Raw genomic sequence first — 18,825 nt, 5'->3', positions numbered from 1 at the left:
GTCTACCATCCAGTATTTGGTTCCCCGTTTTCGGTTATGTGTTTTATTTTTCCTCGGTGTTCCCATTGGCGTATTGTTGCCGGTTTTATGGTTATGTCGATCTGGTTTAGTAGGCGGGCCGCCCCAGGGCCGGTGACTCCCATCCTGACGACGGTTCCTGCCATGCGGGTTGCACAGCCTAGGTGTGGGCAGCAGCCAACATCGCCTCTAGGTTCAAATGGCGACTAGCAGAATAAATTCTATTAATAGCCCGCCGCTCTAAGAGACATTTTTTGAATAAACCCAGAAGTGCGAGTCATCATTTCGCACAGGCGACCTATACTCTGGCGCCATGAGAAAAAACGATACAACTTGGTTCATCATAGTAGCGGCTACATTGATCTGTTTAGCCTCGGCCTCGCACCGTTCCTCCTGGTTCGCTATTGGGGCGTGCGTCTTCACCCTATGTGCCGCTGTAATTAGCCTTATAGCCCAAAAATATCGCCTCACTAAAGGCCAAATGGTAGGCGATTCCTCCGCAGATCATCCTTCCCAGGACGGGGCGACAACTCCAACCAGGTTAGCTGTCGCTAGAATTACTGGCCTAATCGCCCTAGCAATCGGCCTTATTACCGTTTTTCCGTTTACCCTTCCGCCCGCATTTAACTTAGGACTCGGAATTACTGGATTCGCTTGCGGTGCATTCTCGCTCTTCGCTGTACTAACTACTAGAAAATAGGCGAACTCGGGTCTATTTTAGGTCTATTTTGTTGCAAATTAGCGGCTATAGACGCATACCGCCGCACATTCACCCTTCGGCCTTTTCCGCACTATTACAACGAAAAACCCGCCATTCCAACGGAATGGCGGGGTAGAGCGGAGAGTAAGGGATTCGAACCCTTGGTGCCATTGCTGACACAACGGTTTTCAAGACCGTCTCCTTCGGCCGCTCGGACAACTCTCCAAACGCGAAGCGCGCCTCCCAGTCTAACCAATTAACAACCAACCACGAAAATCAAGCTAGCTACTTCCTCCTCCCGAACGCATAGACTGGGAGTGCCGCATTGCCATATTTTAGGAGGGGTAATGTCACCGCAGACAGATATTTCAGCAGAGCAAGTGCGCACCCAAGTTGCCGACCTAGTAAAAGAGCTTCTGGAAAAAGCTAAACTTTCCGACGGCGACGCAATAGTAGTGGGGTGTTCTTCGTCAGAGATCTTGGGAGACCGCATTGGCAAGGCTTCTTCACCACAGATCGGCGAGGCCGTCTGGCAAGGCGTGTGCGCAGCAACCGATGGCACGGGCGTAACTCCAATCGCACAGTGCTGTGAACACCTGAACCGCGCCCTCGTGGTACCCGCTGAGCTGGCACGAAAACGCGGTTTTGAACGGGTGAACGCAGTTCCACAATTACACGCGGGCGGATCCTTCTCGTGTGCCGCCTACGCACATATCCAGGAGCCGTGGCTAGTAGAGAAGGTCGCTGTGGAGGGCGGTTTAGACATCGGCGACACGTTCATCGGGATGCATCTGAAGCACGTTGCTTCCCCGGTCAGGCTCGCTGCTACCGAAGTCGGAGCAGCACACGTGACCGCAGCGCGCACCCGCCCCAAGTACATTGGCGGCGAGCGCGCCCACTACGACCAGAATCTGAAGTAGTCAGCACCGCCCACGCGGCAGGCTCACCTGCGGGTGGGCCTGCCCTTTTCCTGCCCCAAGCTCTGCGGCGTGTCCAATAGCCCTTGATCAAGAGCTTGCGCGAACGCAGGAGATACAGGAACCCGCTGGGCCAGCATAGCTTGCACTGCGTGGTAGATATCTGGCCTGCCCGGCCAAATGGTCGTAGCCAACTGGTTATCCGGGCCCAGCTGGTGGTTCCACTTCCCATCCCCGGCTATCAGGTACTCGTCCGCGTAATCAATAAACGTACGGTAGCAGTGCTCATAGTCCTCGATCAGCCCCCGATCGGGCTCACCCGGACCGTCCAATTCTGCCCGCCGCAGCGCTACGGCCGCCCCGATTGCCTCGCATACTACCCAGTGCATGCGATCGGCAATCACCACTCCTCCACGCGCATCCGTCGTATACACGAAACCGGGCTTGCCGTTGCGTGCCCACCCGTCTTGGCGCGCCCTCATAAACAATTCACTGGCCGTTTCAAGCATCCACTCGGGAACCTCACGGCCCGCCCTAATTAGTGCTCCACGTGCCGCCACCAAGAGCTTTGCAAATTCCATGCCATGTCCCGGCGTACATCCAAAGGGGCGGAACTGGTCTGCAGGGTTGTCCTGGTTGTAATCCAGTTGCGGCTCCCACTGCGGCGAATAATGTTCCGGAATGCGCCAGTTATTGTGCTGGGCGTTTCTGCGCATCCGCCCCAATATCGCCATCGCGCGGTCTAGCCACTTCGGCTGGGTGGTAGCGTCCGCGCACGCCAGGTAGGCCTCGCAGGTGTGCATATTTGCATTCATCCCCCGGTAGTCCGAGGTCGAAGTGAAATCTAGGCTGCGATCGTCCACAACCATCTGGTATTCCGGATCCCACCAGTGTTTGTCCTGGTCCCGCATGGCAAGCGCCAAGAGCTCCTGCGCGCCGGGTCTATTCGCCACTGCCGCCGAGGACGCAGCAAGCAACACAAAGGCAGACGAATAAGCCATCTTTACCTTAGAGGCAGCAATGCCATGCCCGTTCTGGTCCAATTTCGGCTCTATCTGGTCATACCAGCCGCCATGGTCATGGTCGTAGAAGGCTTCCGTAAGCGCTCTGACTCCGTGGTCTACCATCCGCCTGCAACCGGGGATACCCATGAGCGTCCCCAGCGAGTAAACGTGCACCATGCGGCAGGTGACGAACAGGGGCAGTTGCGCTTCAGAGTCTACTTTTCCTTCCAAATCCATCGACCCGAACCCGCCCTCTACCAGCGAGTTCTTGCCGAAATCTAGAAGGTCGCGCATTTGCTGCGACAACCACCTGTTGTGTTCTATCGAATTGAACCAACCCACGCCTACTCCCATCCGCTACGTTGAGGATTACCCCTTAAGAGTACAGGCCGAGTACGCCAGGTTTTACCTATCCGAGCAGAAGCTTTCCTACCAGCGCTGCCCCATTTTCTGTGACCGGGGGAAGTACCGCAGCGGCCACGGATTTGGCATCCTGGGAACCGTTCTTCATGGCAAGCCCCCAACTGGCCCAGTCGATCATTGCCACGTCGTTAGAGCCGTCCCCAACGGCAACCGTATGCGCATGGTCAACGCCCAAAGTATCTGCTAGCTCCGCTAAGGCCCTAGCCTTGGTGGAATCTTCAGACACAACGTCTAGCCAAGCAGTCCACCCAATGTCCCATTGCACCGTGTCAATCCCAAGGCCAGCCACGATGTCTTTCAAATCTTGTGCGCTTAACGAAGGCGCCCGCAGGATAACCCGGGTCACTTCCTTCTGCCGCAGTCCTTGCCAACCTACCACTTGTTGTTCGCCGATCAGTTCGCCAGCCGGGAAGTGCTCCGACACCAAAAATCCGGATCCTACCGCTTCTACCCCTACGTAAGCATCCGGGATCTTTTCTACTAGCCGATCGATGATTGGCGCCGGCGGAAAGGTTACGGTTTTTACCACCTTGTAGTCGATCGCCCCGGCCGTCTTTCCCGGCGCGGTGCGCAACACCACCGCCCCGTTAGAACAAACTACGAAGCCATGCCGCAACTGCAACAGAGTGAGCACCCCAGCCACTGCCGGAATGGAACGGCCAGTAGCAATAACAACATTGGCCCCAGCAGCGTCTAAGGCGCGCAACGATTGCAACACCGCGCTGGACATAGAACCATCGCGCCCCAAAATGGTGCCGTCAATGTCAAAAGCAACCAGCAGCTTCGCCGGATCTACTCCCCTAAGCTGTTCTGGGACCACTAGCTGATCGCCACTAGCATCTACCACCTGTGCGGGTGCTTCGCCAGCGACGACCTGCGGCAGTGGCGCCGTTTTAGAACCACCACTAACGCGCAGGTCCCCACCGAATTCAGGCGGAATAAACGTTCCTGTTACGGGCATGTTTTCTGACGCCGAAAAGGTGAGTCCCTGCGCGTTCAATGTTTGGTATAGCTTATGCATTCACCGGTTCGATCAGTTCGCGACCACCCAGGTACGGGCGCATTGCCTTAGGAATATACAGGGATCCGTCAGCCTGCTGATGGTTTTCGAAGAGGGCGACTAGCCACCTGGTAGTGGCCAGGGTGCCATTTAGAGTGGCTACCGGGCGGGTAACCTGGCGCCCATCCTGTTCAATGCGTTCCCTAATTCCTAGCCGGCGGGCCTGGAACTGAGTGCAGTTCGAAGTGGAGGTTACCTCCATCCATCGCTCTTGCGAAGGGAGCCATGCTTCACAGTCAAACTTGCGAGCCGCAGAAGAACCAAGGTCGCCTGCTGCAGTATCGATGATCCGGTAGGGAAGCTCCATCTTGCCCAGCATCTCGCGTTCCCACCCAAGCAAGCGCTTGTGCTCTTCAGCTGCGTCCTCAATGCGACAGTAGCTGAACATTTCCACCTTATTGAACTGGTGGACGCGGATGATGCCGCGAGTGTCGCGGCCCGCAGCGCCGGCCTCGCGCCGGTAGCACGTAGACCAACCGGTGTAGCGCTTCGGCCCGTTAGACAGATCCAAGATCTCGTCAGTGTGGTAGCCAGCCAACGCCACTTCGGAGGTACCCGTCAAGTACAGGTCGTCTGCCTCTAGATGGTAGATCTCGTCAGCGTGGGCACCCAAAAAGCCGGTGCCTCCCATTGTTTGGGGGCTGACCATGGTGGGCGTAATCATGGGGACGAAACCAGCAGCCTCGGCCTGGTCCCATGCCATGGTAAGGAATGCCAGTTCCATGCGGGCGCCGATGCCCTTTAGGTAGTAGAAGCGCGAGCCGGATACTTTAGCGCCCCGCTTCATATCAATGGCATCGAGCCCTTCGGCTACTGCCAGGTGATCCTTGGGTTCAAACCCTTCTGCGGCGAAGTCGCGCCGCTCCCCCACGTGCTCTAGGTCGGTGAAGTTCTCTTCCCCACCGGTGGGGGCTTCCGGGCTGACAATGTTGTCGATGCGCATGGCAATTGCGCGAGCCTCTTCAGCCGCCTTATTAGCCTCGGCTTCCAGTTCCTTTACGTGTGCTGCCAGTTCCTTCGCCTTTGCGAGGACGGCTGGACGTTCTTCGGGACTGGCCTTACCCACCGACTTAGACACAGATTTCTGTTCCGCACGGGCGGATTCGAATTCGCTAAGCGCCTCGCGACGCTTGCGGTCTGCTGCAATGGCCTGGTCGATAAGGGCCGGGTCCTCCCCGCGAGCCTTCTGCGAGGCGTAGCCGGGGGTGGGATCGGCTTCAAGTGCACGAAGATCAATCATGTCTAAAGGATAACGCGATCATCACCGTAACTGTGAATCGATCCACACCCCACTGCTATTTTTAGATGAATCCCTGATCGATCATGGCGTCAGCTACGCGCTTGAATCCCGCAATGTTCGCGCCCAGCACGTAGTTGCCCTCGGCCCCGTAGCGGGCAGCAGTTTCCGCACAGGTGTCGTGAATGTCGGCCATGATGTGTTCCAGCTTTGTGGCTACCTGCTCGAAGGTCCACTTCGTGCGGGAAGCATTCTGTTCCATCTCGAGGGCGGAGGTTGCTACTCCCCCAGCGTTTGCGGCCTTGCCCGGAGCATAGAGCACGCCTGCCTGCTGGAAAGCGTCGATAGCGCCCGGGGTGCACGGCATGTTAGCCCCCTCGGCAACTACCTTCACTCCGTTGCTCACCAGAGTCTTAGCGTCCTCCTGCGAGAGTTCATTCTGGGTCGCACACGGCAGCGCCACGTCCACGGCTACCTGCCAGGGACGGCCTTCGGCGTGGAATACGGCACCGCTCTTGCGTTGCGCGTAATCGCTTACCCGCCCTCGTTCTACCCCTTTGACTTGCTGTAGTAGCTCTACGTCAATGCCGTCCTTGTCGTAGACCCACCCGTTCGAATCAGACACGGTCAGCACCTTTGCGCCCTTCATTTGGGCATATTGCGCCGCATAAATTGCTACGTTGCCGGAACCGGAAACCGCTACGCTTTTACCCTCAAGCCCTTCCGATATGGTGCCCAGCATGGACTGGGCGAACATGACAGTGCCGTAACCGGTTGCTTCCGTGCGCCCAAGCGAGCCGCCCCAGCCGAGCTTCTTCCCCGTCAAGACGCCTGCTTCGAAGCGGTTGGTCAGTTTCTTATATTGACCAAACAGGTAACCGATTTCGCGCCCACCCACGCCAATGTCGCCGGCAGGTACGTCTGTGAACTGGCCGATGTGACGGTACAGTTCACTCATAAAGGCCTGACAAAAACGCATCACTTCGTTGTCGGAGCGCCCGTGCGGGTCAAAGTCAGACCCACCTTTGCCACCGCCGATGCCAAGCCCGGTTAGAGAGTTTTTGAAAATCTGTTCAAAGCCAAGGAACTTGATGATGTTGCGGTTTACGGATTGGTGGAAGCGGAGGCCACCCTTGTACGGGCCGAGGGCGGAGTTGAATTCAACACGATAGCCGCGGTTTACCTGGCACTTGCCAGAGTCGTCGATCCAGGGGACGCGAAAAATAATCTGACGTTCCGGCTCTACCAATCTTTCTAACAGGGCATGGTCGGCGTATTCGGGATGCTCATCCAAAACCGGCCCGATAGAGTTCAGAAATTCTGCTACTGCCTGGTGAAATTCTGGTTCTGCTGGGTTGCGGCGCAACACGTCTTGGTACACCGCTTCTGCTGCTTTATGCATTATATTCCTTCCCTAGACACCCGGGCTTTACCCGCGCTTTACTATTCCGTTAGGTGCGCACCAATAGTTATACACTTGTCTTTGACTAAACTAAAAGTTCGCAAGGAAACTTTGGGCAGCTAGTTCAATCTCGCCCACCGCAAAGCCGCAGCTGCCGCTAGGGCCCACATACCTGCCACAATGATTACCGAGCCAATGCCGGCAATCACGCCAGTAGCAACAGAAACATAAGGGGCCAACGCCACCAGCACCACAATGTTTATCAAAGCTAGGGCAATCGCCAATAAGAAGAATGGGCAGGCATGCATGTGCGCCCGATGCCAAACCGTCTCGCTCCTACGCAACACCTTAAAGGGCAAACCTAGCGGATGCCCCACCCGAAACCCCTCGCGCCCGGGGGCAATAACCAGGAACAGGCAATACAGTGCCTGCAAAGTCAAAAGAACAGAAAAAATACCAGCAATCAGGATAGGCATGGCTTCACGCTACCATCGTTGGTCCCGAGCCTAGCCCGGGACCAACTACCGGCTACGCAAACAGTTCCGGCAACACCTTGCGGGAAGCCTCGGCCAAATCGGCCAGGTCCAAAGCGATCACAGACCGGTCAGCCGCACCCGCAACAGACTCTTCAAAGTCAGCCGGCTCGCTCTCGTTAGAACGAGTGAAGGTGACCATCGAACCACCGGTAGTACCAATGCGCGAGCAAGCTACGCCCTCTGCTTCCGCTGCGGCAGCAACCATGGACACGGCCACTTCAGGTACCACAACCAAAGCGCGCGCCTGCGATTCCGAGAACAGCCGGACTGTGTCGTCCTGTCCCTCGAAACCGACGCGAGCCAGATCGATGTTGGCGCCAATACCGAAACGTGAAGCCGACTCCAGCACTGCTGCAGCCAAGCCGCCATTGGAAATATCGTGTGCCGCTTTGACAACGCGAATACCGTCCACCTCGGCCTGAGCTACCGCAATAAGTACTCGACCCAGCGCCATTTCCGCTTCAAAATCCACCTTCGGGGGCAGCCCACCCAGGTGCGAATGGACTTCGCGAGCCCAGGCAGAACCATCCAGTTCGTCGTTAGTCTCGCCTAGCAGCAAGACGGCAAGTCCCTGTTCATTCCAGCCGGAAGGCACAGCTTTCGTAACATCGTCGATCAAGCCCAACATGCCCACTACAGGAGTCGGGTTGATCGAAGAATCCGGCTGCCCCTTCTCAGTTCCAGAGGAGTTGTACAGAGACACGTTGCCGCCGGTAACCGGCGTGCCCAGCACCTTACAGCCGTCAGCCATACCAGTCATAGCGGTAACTAGTTGCCACATTGCGTCCGGATCTTCCGGGTTACCAAAATTCAGGCAGTCGGTCACTGCCATCGGGCGAGCCCCAACGGTGCACACGTTGCGATAGGCCTCCGCGAGCGCCTGCTGGGCGCCAGCATACGGGTCGAGCTTGGTGTACCAACCGTTCGCGTCAGTAGCGATGGCTACGCCGCGGTTAGATTCTTCTACTACGCGGATGACACCCGCATCGTCGGGCTGAGCCAATGCAGTGTTGCCGCGCACGTAGCGGTCGTACTGGTCGGTTACCCACGCTTTGGAGGCACCGTTTGGGCTGAGTACTATCTTGCGTAGCTCTTCTTCTAAAGCAGCAGAAGACTCAGAGCGAGCCAGCTTGTCGGAGGTATCCGCCTGCAGGTCATCCTGCCAGGCCGGGCGGGAGTACGGGCGATCGTAGACTGGACCGTCGTGGGCCACTGTCTTCGGGTCTACGTCCACGATGCGTTCGCCGTAGTGGTCGATGGTGAGCCTGCCGTCGCCGGTCACCTCGCCAATCACGGCTGCTTCCACGTCCCACTTGTTGATGACGTCCATGAAGGCATCAATCTTGTCGGCAGCCACAACTGCCATCATGCGTTCTTGCGATTCCGACATCAGGATCTCGCCTGCAGTCAGGGTGGGGTCGCGCAGAAGCACATTTTCGAGGTCGACGTGCATACCAGAGTTGCCGTTTGAGGCCAGTTCGGAGGTGGCGCAGGAGATGCCTGCCGCGCCCAGGTCCTGGATGCCCTCTACGAGGTCAGCCGCAAATAGTTCCAGGCAGCATTCGATGAGCACCTTTTCCATGAAGGGGTCACCCACCTGGACGGATGGCCGTTTGGCCGGCATGCCGTCCTCGAAGGTTTCGGAAGCCAGGATAGAGGCGCCCCCAATACCGTCGCCGCCGGTACGAGCACCGAATAGGACGATTTTATTTCCGACGCCCTCGGCGTTTGCCAGGTGAATGTCCTCGTGCTTTAGCACTCCCACGCACAGCGCGTTAACTAGCGGATTGCCCTGGTAAGAGGGATCGAATTCGGTTTCGCCGCCAATGTTAGGCAGGCCTAAACAGTTGCCGTAGCCGCCGACGCCAGCCACTACCCCGTGTACCACGCGGGCTGTGTCAGCGTTCTTCGGATCCCCGAAACGGAGCTGATCCATGACTGCCACTGGGCGGGCGCCCATTGCAATAATGTCGCGGACAATACCGCCAACGCCGGTCGCTGCGCCCTGGTACGGCTCCACGAACGAGGGGTGATTGTGCGATTCCACCTTAAAGGTGACCGCCATCCCGTCGCCCACGTCCACGACGCCGGCGTTCTGACCCATCCCTACCAGCAGCCGCTCTTTCATTTGCTGGGTGGTCTTGCCGCCGAATTGTTCGCCCAAATGTTTTTTCGAGGACTTGTAGGAGCAGTGCTCAGACCACATGACCGAATACATTGCCAGCTCTGCGTTAGTTGGACGCCTTCCCAGCAGCTTCTTAATATCCGCGTATTCGTCGTCTTTGAGCCCTAATTCGGCGTACGGCATAGCGGTGTCGGGCGTTGCCGCCGCATCCGCAACCGTGTCGGGGTGCTCTACGTTTGCCGGTTTGTTGCTCATCGATTCTCCGTCTCGTTACGAGCTTGGGTGAGTTTTTTCATAGGTGCGCTCTGTCAGGAAAAATTTTGTTGGCGCCTGTAAGTTTTATCCACATTCGTGACCGGGTAATCCACAGTTATCCCCAGATTTGCAAGGGTTGTGCACGCAAATCGAGATACTCTCAAGTCTCACTTTAAAGTTGACTTTCTAGCGGAATTATGCGGTTACCACATTAATGTCTAATTTATTGCCATTCAGCCTCCCAAAGTTATCCACAGGTTTTATCCACAGGGTTGTGCACAGGTTGCATATTCGCAGCCGAGTCTGTGGGAAACTTGGGGATAAGCTACGACAGCAGCGATTGCAGGACAGATTTGAACAGTCCCAGCCCATCGGTGCCACCGTGAGGACCATCTGCAGACTCGGGACCAAAGCCCTGTTCTACAGCATGTTCTGGGTGCGGCATCAGACCTACTACGTTGCCCGCCTCGTTGGCGACGCCGGCAATGTCATTCATAGACCCGTTGGGATTCACATCTACGTAGCGGAACACAACCTGCCCCTGCCCCTCAAGACGCTTCAGCCCTTCGGGATCTAGCTGGAAGTTGCCCTCGCCATTTTTTAGCGGAATGGTGATCTGCGCTCCCTGTTCAAATTCGCGAGTCCAGACCGTAGTGGTATTTTCCACCACCAGCTTTTGGTCGCGGCAAATGAAACGCTGGTGATCATTTCGGATCAACGCCCCAGGTAGCAAGTGCGCTTCACACAGCACCTGGAAACCATTGCAAATACCGAGGACAGGCATGCCCTTTTTGGCAGCATCCACCACCCCGTTCATCACGGGAGCGAAGGAAGAGATTGCCCCGCAGCGCAAGTAGTCACCGTAAGAAAAACCACCGGGCAAGATTACCGCATCCACCCCGTGCAAATCAGCATCCTTGTGCCACAGCCGCACCGGCTCGGCCCCTGCCAGGCGCACCGCCCTCCGGGCGTCCCCGTCGTCAAGCGTGCCAGGGAAAGTTACCACACCTATGCGCGCCACTATTCCTCCACCGCTTCTACTCGAACAACGTTCTCGATAATGGGGTTAGAAAGCAGCTCAGTGGCGGCTTCCTTGGCAGCATCCAGATCCTTCTGAGTAACTTCGCCCTCGGTGGCCAGTTCAAAACGTTTGCCCTGACGGACGGAAGTAAAAGAATCGATGCCGATTCGGGGCAACGCTCCTAAAATTGCTTTACCTTGCGGATCAAGGATTTCAGGTTTGGGCATAATGTCGACGACGATGCGTCCCATAGGTCCTCCAAATAGGGGGTTGGTTTGGACTTTATAAGTTTACTAAGAAACCGGGTAGCAACGGCTACCCGGTTTCTTAGGCGGTAAAGGTTTTCCCAGTAGTGGTTTCGTAGGCTTCCACGTAGCGAGCGCGGGTTGCCTCAACAACCTGTTCGGGAAGAGTTGGGGGTTCCTGGCCAGAGGCACGATCCCACCCAGATTCGGCACTGGTCAGCCAATCGCGCACATACTGCTTGTCGAAAGAGGGCGTAACCTGGCCTTCCTGCCACTTGTCTACCGGCCAGAAGCGCGATGAATCGGGGGTCAATACTTCGTCTGCCAGCACTAGGTTGCCCTGTTCGTCTGCACCAAATTCAAACTTGGTGTCGGCAATAATAATGCCCTTATTCAATGCGATAGCGGCAGCCTTCTCGTAGATTTGAATGGTCTTTTCTTTCAAAGCGGTAGCGGCTTCTTCGCCTACCATCTGGGCAGTGCGCTCGAAAGAAACGTTCTCGTCATGCTCGCCCAATTCCGCTTTGGCGGCGGGAGTGTAAATTGCGGTGGGTAGCTTGGAGGCCTCGACGAGTCCGCCAGGCAGGCCCACCCCGCACACAGATTTAGACTGCTTATATTCAACGAGCCCTGACCCTGTCAGGTATCCGCGTGCCACACATTCGATCGGGTACATGTTGAGGCGCTTTACCACCATGGCCCGCCCGGCAACCTGTTCAGGCACCTCGGCGTCTACCACCAGGTGATTGTCAATCAGATCCGACAGCTGCTCAAACCACCACAGGGAAAGCTGGGTCAGCACCTTTCCCTTGTCGGGAATAACCGAGGGAAGAATGTAGTCGTATGCGCTAATGCGATCAGAAGCAACAACCAGGAGTCGATCCTGATCGCCAGATTCGGGGATGTATAGGTCACGAACTTTTCCGCTGGAGAGGTGCTTCCAGCCAGGAATTTTTGGTTGGCTCATGGCTTAATAATGTCACCACTGTATGACGACACAAAGTTACGCCGAATATCTGGACACCTCTAGGGGCTTGCGCAGGCAGAAATAGATAGGAATACCAACTACGGCTGCAGCCCCGATAGCAAAGATGGCGAAGGGTTTGGACGAGATCGTGCCCATTGAGTACAAGACGCTAATAACCCAGCCCGCACTGATAACCGATGCAGCGGCCCCAAGGAAGGGCGGCACGATGCGGCGCATACGCTCACCACCCCTGAAGGCAATGGTGAGGGCGATGCCAACAGCCGCCAGCACTAGGCACACAGCGCCCTCGATCCAGTAACTTTGCGACCCAGATACGCGGATGGGATGAGAGAGCGCGCCCCAACTAAACGGGACAACCGGCGGCAGCTCTTTGCCTACCACCATGCGGAAACCGTAGGTGCAAAAAGCTGGGAACAACAGCAATAGACAGGCAGCTAACAATTCTGAACGGTTCCACCACCGCTGCTGGATGCGCCACTTTGCGCCCCGAGCATCGCTGCCGCTGGCCTGAATGTTCGACATGTTCGGATCCTCCCGCCTTTGGGTTACCAACCCATTGTGCCATAGATGACACTTTCGCGCGCAGAATCTAGGAACAAAGTCCCTACCGGGCTGTCTGCTGCCCGCCCTCTACCTCGTCATCCAATAGCTCCGCCCTCTGAATCTTTACGTCGCGCGGCGCTTCTATGCCAATACGCACCGCATCACGATGCGCCTCTACCACAGTCAGAGTAACGGAATCGCCAATGACGATCTTTTCGCCCGGGCGCCTGGTTAATACGAGCATTTAGCCCCCTGCGAGTAAAAAACAAACACTTCTGACTCACAGTACCGCCGAAATGGATTATGAGCACTCTTTCAGATTCGATCGGCAATCAGAGCCGCCCACACGCCGGCCTTCGCTGGCGCCCCCTCCAACACCGAAACCGGGGCCGACAAATAGGCGTTGCGCAGCGGCGCCGGCGCATCCCACACCCCGTCCAGCACGAGGGCGTCGGCGTCAATACCTGCCGGCAGTTCGGCCAACCACGCTTCTAGCTGAGCATCATCTGCCTGCCCAATCGCCCAGGTAAACGCCGGTTCAGCGGCCTCCAAAAGACGCTGCGCCGTGCGCTGGTGGGAAGGCACTGCAGAGTCTACTACCGCTAACACTGTTGTGACGCCCTCATGAATTGCCTTCTGCAAATCGGCGGCGGTGCGCACCCGGTCCCCCGTGCCGGGCAACAGCGTCTTTGCTCCGGAAAGAAGTACCTGCGCATCTGAGTCAATGCGGCCGGCAAGGCGTAAGGCCCACTCGCGCACCATTTCGGCACTGCCCGTTTGGCCAATTACCACCTGCACGCTACCGGGCGTGGGCTGCGGTAGGGCAGGCGGGCGCATGGCAGAAGCCAATTCCTTGATGGTTTTGCCACTGAAATCCGGTTTTGCACCGAGGGCTACCACATCCTGCGCCGAAAGCACCCGATCGTAATCAGGGAAGGGCCCGGCCTGCTCCAGACGGGCCGGACGCGAAATAGCAGGGCGGGCAACCTTCACCTGCGGCTCCGGGGGCAGCAGCCCCTTCGCAGAGCGCGCCCGCAACTGCGCCACCAACTGGTCGATCCCCTGGTGCACCTGCGCGTCAGCCAGCTCCTTCTGCTGGTCGAACTGCTTGCGAGTCTGAGCTACAAACTCCGTAAGTTCGGCCTCGTCCTTTTCTAAACTCACGCTTTCGCCTCAGCAATGTCGAGCCGGTAGTGCCCGTCCGGAAGAGAAATCCGCTGCATCCCCTGGTATGCCTTCGTTCGAGCAGCCTCAATATCCTGGCCTAAGGCGACAACAGCAAGCACACGCCCCCCAGCAGACACAAGCCCCTGCCCCTTCCGGGCAGTACCGGCGTGAACAACGTGTACGCCCTCGAGTGCTTCGGCCTCTTCCAAGCCCGTCAGCGCTCCCCCCGTCTTCGCCTTCTGCGGGTATCCGGGCGAAGCGAGAACGACGCACACGCCCGCCTGCTCGGACCATTCGAGTTCCCCAAAATCAGCCAGTTTCCCGGTAGCTGCTGCCAACAGCAGTTGCCCCAGCGGAGAGCGCAATCTGGCCAGCACTACCTGAGTTTCAGGGTCGCCAAAGCGGACGTTGAATTCGACAACGCGCACGCCCTTCGAAGTCAGTGCCAGCCCGCAGTAAAGCAGTCCGGAAAAGGGGGTGCCGCGTTCAGCCATGCGCTGCACGGTAGGTACAGCAACCTTCTGCAACACCTGTTCCGTAAGGTCGGCCGGTGCCCACTCCAACGGCGAGTAGGCCCCCATACCGCCCGTGTTGGGGCCTTCATCCCCATCAAGCGCACGTTTGAAATCCTGCGCTGGCGCTAGCGGAAGAACAGTCTTGCCGTCACAAACACAGAACAGGGACACCTCCGGCCCGTCCAAGTATTCCTCGACAATCAGAGAACCGCCGCGCGCAAAAATATCCGCGCCATGGTCAAAAGCCTGCTGCAAATCCGAGGTGACTACCACGCCCTTGCCAGCTGCCAGTCCGTCCTCTTTTACTACGTACGGGGCGCCGAACTCGGCTAGTGCCCCCTGCAGCTCATCCTGATTATGGCAGGTCAATGCGCGAGCGGTAGGTACCCCCGCTTCCTCCATGACCTGTTTGGCAAAGGCCTTCGACCCTTCCAACCGGGCCGCTTCAGCACCGGGGCCGAAACAGGCAATTCCGGCCTGCCGCACCGCGTCAGCTACCCCAGCCACCAGCGGGGCTTCCGGTCCCACCACGACCAAGTCTACACCCAGGTGCTGCGCGGCCTGCGCCACCTGCGCCCCATCGTTAGCGTCGCCCTCGATAAGGGTCGCTACCTGCGAAATGCCTGGATTGCCCGGCATGCAGTAAATGTCGGTTACTTGCGGATCTGCCTTCAGTGCCAGCGCAAGGGCATGTTCGCGCCCGCCTGAGCCAATTACTAGGATCTTCACGGGCTCCACATTACCGCAGATGGTTTACAGATCCTTAGCTACCAGTTCCGCAATCTGGATCGCGTTCAGTGCCGCACCCTTGCGCAGGTTGTCAGAGGTGATCACCATGACCAGGCCGTGGCCCTGCGGGGCAGAATAATCCTGCCTGATGCGGCCCACAAGCGAGGGATCCTGCCCGGCCGCCTGCAAAGGCGACGGCACATCCACCAGGCGCACTCCCGGGGCCTTGGCTAACAGGTTCTTGGCTTGCTCCACACTGAGGGCGTCACGGAATTGCGCGTGCACCACCAGCGTGTGCGAAGTAAACACGGGCACGCGAATACAGGTACCGGACACAGGCAAGTCCGCGATTTCAAGAATCTTGCGGGATTCATTGCGCAGCTTCTGTTCTTCGTCGGTTTCCTCAGTGCCATCTTCCACCAGGTTGCCTGCCAACGCCACCACGTTAAACGCGATGGGGTGCACGTACGGGCCAGTTCCTTCTCCGAGATCCACTGCCCCACCGTCAGTGACCAGCCCCGTCAGGTCCTGCTCCACGCCCTTCTTGGTCTGGCTAATCAGAGTCTTCACGCCCGCGAGCCCAGACCCGGAGACTGCCTGATAGGTGGCTACCTGCAACCGGGTCAGCCCAGCCGCATCATGCAACGGCTTCAGCACAGGCATGGCTGCCATGGTCGTACAATTCGGATTCGCAATGATGCCCTTCGGCCGATTCGAAATCTGGTGCGGATTCACCTCCGACACCACCAGGGGAACCTGCGGGTCCTTCCGCCAAGCCGAAGAATTGTCCACCACCACGGCACCGGCGGTGGCAAACTTGGGTGCGAACTCGCGCGAAGCCGCCCCACCCGCACTGAAAATCGCCAAATCTATGCCCGTCAGATCGGCTGTGGCCACGTCCTCGACAGTTACCGCGGTGCCCCGGTAATCCAGCACTTTGCCCGCACTCCGCGAAGAGGCAAAGAAACGCACCTTGTCAGCTGGGAAATCCCGTTCTGCCAGAATCGTTCGCATCACGCGCCCTACCTGGCCAGTTGCTCCTACGACACCCAGGGTCAAACTCATCGTCCCGTACCTCCATAAACTACCGCCTCGGTTTCGGAGGCGTCTAAGCCGAACGCCGAATGTACGGCCCGCACCGCATCATCCAGCTCGTCCAAATCTGTTACCACCGAAATGCGGATCTCGGAAGTAGAAATCATCTCGATATTGATCCCCGCCTGCGAAAGAGCCCCAAACAGTTTCGCTGACACCCCCGGGTTGGTGCGCATACCGGCCCCCACCAAAGACAGGATGCCGATCTCGCGGTTATCCAAAAGCTCGCGGTAGCCCAGTTCCTCCTTCGCATCCGAGATGGCCTGCAGCGTGCGGCGCGAATCGGCCTCGGGAAGAGTAAAAGAGACGTTCGCCCTGCCCTGTTCAGAAACGCCCACGTTCTGCACAATCATGTCAATGTTGGCACCCACAGATGCCACAATTTCAAACAGCTTAGCTGCTGCGCCAGGCTTATCTGGAAGCCCTACCACCGTGATCTTCTCTTGGGAACGATCATGGGCAATGCCGCTAATAATAGGTGCTTCCACGGAATACTCCTCACTGGTTGGAAGGGCTGCCTTAGGAACGACTCCCCGCAGTGCCGCCGAAGCTGGCCCATCGGAAATCCACGTTCCTTCCTTGCTGGAAAAAGACGACCGCACGTGTAGAGGCACACGGTAGCGGCGAGCAAATTCGACCGCCCTCAGGTGCAGGATCTTCGCTCCGTGCGCCGCCAGTTCCAACGTCTCTTCAAAGTCGGCCCGTTGCAGCCTGTGCGCCATGGGCACCACTCGCGGGTCTGCACTAAATAGGCCATCTACATCCGTATATATTTCGCACACGTCCGCGTGCAACGCCTGGGCGAGGGCGACCGCCGTAGTGTCCGAGCCGCCACGGCCAAGGGTGGTCACGTCGTCAAAATCGTTTACCCCTTGGAAACCGGCCACTACCGCAACATTACCGGCCTGAACTGAGCGGGCAATGCGTTCAGGAATGAGGGCGGTGATCGAGGCACGCCCGTACTTCGCATCCGTGTGAATGCCTGCCTGCGGGCCAGTGAACGCGCTAGCTTCCTTACCTTCCGCCGTTATTGCCATGGCCAACAGTGACATGGAGATGCGTTCGCCAGCAGTAAGAAGGATGTCCATCTCGCGTTGCGCCGGTTCAGAAGATACCTGACCTGCCATATCCAGCAGGTCGTCCGTAGTATCCCCCATGGCCGAAACAACCACAACTACCTGGTGGCCCGCGTTAGTAGTGGCCACAACCCGCCTGGCCACTCGTTTGATCGAGTCGACGTCAGCAACGGATGAGCCACCATACTTCTGGACGATAAGTGCCACTTCACTACTCCTTGGGCGCGGTCCCACCACCAGCTAATACAAGTTGCCAGAGGGGTGCCCTAACCTTACGGCTACATACAGAATTGGCAAAATTACTACAATATTTTGAGATTGGATGGTTAAAGCATTTCAACCATGTCGGCGATCGATTCAAAAACCTTAGTGGGCCGGTAAGGGTACTTGAAGATCTCCTCGCGGTCAGTGGAACCAGTCAGCACCAGGTAGGTGCGCAACCCTGCCTCAATACCCGCTTGCACGTCCGTATCCATGCGGTCGCCCACAAAAGCCGTCGTTTCAGAGTGTGCGCCCAACTTGTTCAACCCTGCCCTGATCATCACCGGGTTCGGCTTACCCACAAAGTACGGCTTGTGACCGGTGACCGCTTCAATCATTGCGGCAACAGCGCCGTTAGCGGGCAGGATCCCGTTCTCGGAAGGACCAGACACGTCCGGGTTAGTGGCAATAAATTTGGCACCCTTTTGGATTAGGCGGCAGGCTTGGGTGATCACTTCGAAGGAGTAAGTACGGGTCTCGCCTAACACCACGTATTCGGGGTTGCGATCGGTCATAATGTAGCCGGCCTCGTGGAGGGCAGTGGTAAGTCCTGCCTCGCCAATAACAAAAGCGGTGGACCTGGGTGATTGTTGGGTTAGGAAAGAGGCCGTAGCCAGGGCCGACGTCCAGATGTTCTGTTCGGGCACATCCAACCCCGAATGCGCCAACCTGGCAGACAGATCCCGCGGGGTGAAGATCGAGTTATTGGTGAGCACCAAGAAAGGCTTCTTGTCTTCCTTCAACTTCTCGATAAATTCAGCTGCACCGTTCAAAGCGGTGTTTTCGTGGACAAGAACGCCGTCCATATCCGAAAGCCATGCTTCCGGTTCGGGCAGCTCAGAGACCGGTACGATGGAGTCGAAATCAACCACGATGTGTTCCTTCCTAACAGTGGCTTCCAGTCTACCGGATCTAAACCTGACGACGACCTTCTAAAGCCCTACCCAAAGTTATTTCATCAGCGTATTCAAGGTCCCCACCGACCGGCAGACCAGAGGCCAGGCGGGTAACCTTTAGGCCTAGTGTTCCCAAAGTTCGCGCCAGGAACGTGGCGGTGGCTTCGCCCTCGATATTAGGGTCGGTTGCCAATATGACTTCTTGGACCGTATCCCCACCAAGCCGGGTAAGCAGTTCGCGGATGCGCAGTTGATCAGGCCCCACCCCATTCAGCGGATCGATAGCCCCTCCGAGGACGTGGTACAGGCCCCGGTAGGAGCGGGTGCGTTCGATGACGCCGATGTCTTTCGCTTCTTCTACCACGCAGATTAGCGAGGCATCGCGGCGCGGGTCTGTACATATCTGGCATTCTTCACCTTCGGAAATGTTGCCACAGGTGGTGCAGAAACGTACCGAGGATTTGACCTTGGAAATGGTAGAGGTGAGCAGATCTACGTCCTCGGTATCCATCTCCAGGATGTGAAAGGCGAGCCGTTCAGCCGACTTGGGGCCTATGCCTGGTAGGCGGCCAAGCTCGTCGATTAGGTCTTGCAGGGTACCTTCGTACAAAT

At 57.5% G+C, this 18,825-nt stretch carries 18 protein-coding genes and 1 tRNA gene; 1 reads left to right on the top strand and 18 read right to left on the bottom strand.

Features of this window, described 5'->3' with window-relative positions:
* Positions 1-856: 856 nt before the first annotated feature.
* Positions 857-943, bottom strand: a tRNA-Ser gene (locus QP400_RS06740).
* A 122-nt stretch (positions 944-1,065) separates the two neighbouring features.
* Here QP400_RS06740 and QP400_RS06735 point away from each other — a divergent pair.
* Complete coding sequence (locus QP400_RS06735) at positions 1,066-1,638, top strand: TIGR01440 family protein (RefSeq protein WP_004806670.1); 573 nt, start codon at positions 1,066-1,068, stop codon at positions 1,636-1,638.
* 23 nt (positions 1,639-1,661) lie between these two features.
* On the opposite strand, the gene QP400_RS06730 is transcribed toward QP400_RS06735, so the two are convergent.
* From QP400_RS06730 to recR, 17 genes are all read right to left on the bottom strand, one after another.
* Complete coding sequence (locus tag QP400_RS06730) at positions 1,662-2,981, bottom strand: AGE family epimerase/isomerase (protein ID WP_316645790.1); 1,320 nt, start codon at positions 2,979-2,981, stop codon at positions 1,662-1,664.
* Between the two features lie 67 nt (positions 2,982-3,048).
* On the bottom strand, positions 3,049-4,083 hold the full coding sequence (locus QP400_RS06725) for an HAD family hydrolase (protein WP_004806674.1): 1,035 nt from the start codon (positions 4,081-4,083) through the stop codon (positions 3,049-3,051).
* Positions 4,076-5,362: a serine--tRNA ligase gene (gene serS / locus QP400_RS06720; protein WP_004806676.1), complete on the bottom strand. Its 1,287-nt coding sequence runs from the start codon at positions 5,360-5,362 to the stop codon at positions 4,076-4,078. The genes QP400_RS06725 and serS overlap by 8 nt, the downstream gene beginning before the upstream one ends.
* A gap of 61 nt (positions 5,363-5,423) precedes the next feature.
* Positions 5,424-6,761 (bottom strand): NADP-specific glutamate dehydrogenase, encoded by a 1,338-nt coding sequence (gdhA, locus tag QP400_RS06715; RefSeq protein WP_004806678.1) that lies wholly within the window; start codon positions 6,759-6,761, stop codon positions 5,424-5,426.
* A gap of 119 nt (positions 6,762-6,880) precedes the next feature.
* Positions 6,881-7,237, bottom strand: coding sequence for a hypothetical protein (locus QP400_RS06710; RefSeq protein WP_004806680.1), 357 nt, complete (start codon positions 7,235-7,237; stop codon positions 6,881-6,883).
* A gap of 52 nt (positions 7,238-7,289) precedes the next feature.
* Positions 7,290-9,677, bottom strand: coding sequence for a phosphoribosylformylglycinamidine synthase subunit PurL (gene purL, locus QP400_RS06705; RefSeq protein ID WP_004806682.1), 2,388 nt, complete (start codon positions 9,675-9,677; stop codon positions 7,290-7,292).
* A gap of 325 nt (positions 9,678-10,002) precedes the next feature.
* Positions 10,003-10,698: a phosphoribosylformylglycinamidine synthase subunit PurQ gene (gene purQ, locus QP400_RS06700; protein WP_004806684.1), complete on the bottom strand. Its 696-nt coding sequence runs from the start codon at positions 10,696-10,698 to the stop codon at positions 10,003-10,005.
* A complete protein-coding gene (locus tag QP400_RS06695) occupies positions 10,698-10,949 on the bottom strand; it encodes a phosphoribosylformylglycinamidine synthase subunit PurS (RefSeq protein WP_004806687.1) in 252 nt (83 codons plus the stop codon). Before QP400_RS06695 ends, purQ begins: the two co-directional genes overlap by 1 nt.
* Before the next feature lie 76 nt (positions 10,950-11,025).
* A complete protein-coding gene (locus QP400_RS06690) occupies positions 11,026-11,910 on the bottom strand; it encodes a phosphoribosylaminoimidazolesuccinocarboxamide synthase (protein ID WP_004806688.1) in 885 nt (294 codons plus the stop codon).
* Between the two features lie 36 nt (positions 11,911-11,946).
* A complete protein-coding gene (locus QP400_RS06685; protein WP_004806690.1) occupies positions 11,947-12,453 on the bottom strand; it encodes a hypothetical protein in 507 nt (168 codons plus the stop codon).
* Positions 12,454-12,535: 82 nt separating this feature from the next.
* Positions 12,536-12,718, bottom strand: coding sequence for a carbon storage regulator (locus QP400_RS06680; RefSeq protein ID WP_004806691.1), 183 nt, complete (start codon positions 12,716-12,718; stop codon positions 12,536-12,538).
* 71 nt (positions 12,719-12,789) lie between these two features.
* Positions 12,790-13,638 carry a hypothetical protein gene (locus QP400_RS06675; RefSeq protein WP_004806693.1) on the bottom strand — a complete coding sequence of 283 codons (849 nt, stop codon included), beginning with the start codon at positions 13,636-13,638 and terminating at the stop codon, positions 12,790-12,792.
* Positions 13,635-14,885: a phosphoribosylamine--glycine ligase gene (gene purD / locus QP400_RS06670; protein ID WP_004806695.1), complete on the bottom strand. Its 1,251-nt coding sequence runs from the start codon at positions 14,883-14,885 to the stop codon at positions 13,635-13,637. The genes QP400_RS06675 and purD overlap by 4 nt, the downstream gene beginning before the upstream one ends.
* A gap of 24 nt (positions 14,886-14,909) precedes the next feature.
* Complete coding sequence (locus QP400_RS06665; protein WP_004806697.1) at positions 14,910-15,950, bottom strand: aspartate-semialdehyde dehydrogenase; 1,041 nt, start codon at positions 15,948-15,950, stop codon at positions 14,910-14,912.
* The gene (locus QP400_RS06660; RefSeq protein ID WP_004806699.1) at positions 15,947-17,263 is read right to left on the bottom strand and encodes an aspartate kinase; all 1,317 of its coding nucleotides are present in this window, start codon (positions 17,261-17,263) and stop codon (positions 15,947-15,949) included. The genes QP400_RS06665 and QP400_RS06660 overlap by 4 nt, the downstream gene beginning before the upstream one ends.
* 119 nt (positions 17,264-17,382) lie before the next feature.
* On the bottom strand, positions 17,383-18,123 hold the full coding sequence (locus tag QP400_RS06655) for an HAD-IIA family hydrolase (protein WP_081499188.1): 741 nt from the start codon (positions 18,121-18,123) through the stop codon (positions 17,383-17,385).
* Between the two features lie 106 nt (positions 18,124-18,229).
* Positions 18,230-18,823: a recombination mediator RecR gene (gene recR, locus QP400_RS06650; RefSeq protein ID WP_004806702.1), complete on the bottom strand. Its 594-nt coding sequence runs from the start codon at positions 18,821-18,823 to the stop codon at positions 18,230-18,232.
* Positions 18,824-18,825: the final 2 nt, after the last annotated feature.

Source organism: Winkia sp. UMB3158 (genome assembly GCF_030217145.1).
Taxonomy (GTDB): domain Bacteria; phylum Actinomycetota; class Actinomycetes; order Actinomycetales; family Actinomycetaceae; genus Winkia; species Winkia anitrata.
The sequence above is the reverse complement of the archived record's forward strand: the minus strand, read 5'-3'. Positions and strand labels throughout refer to the sequence as shown.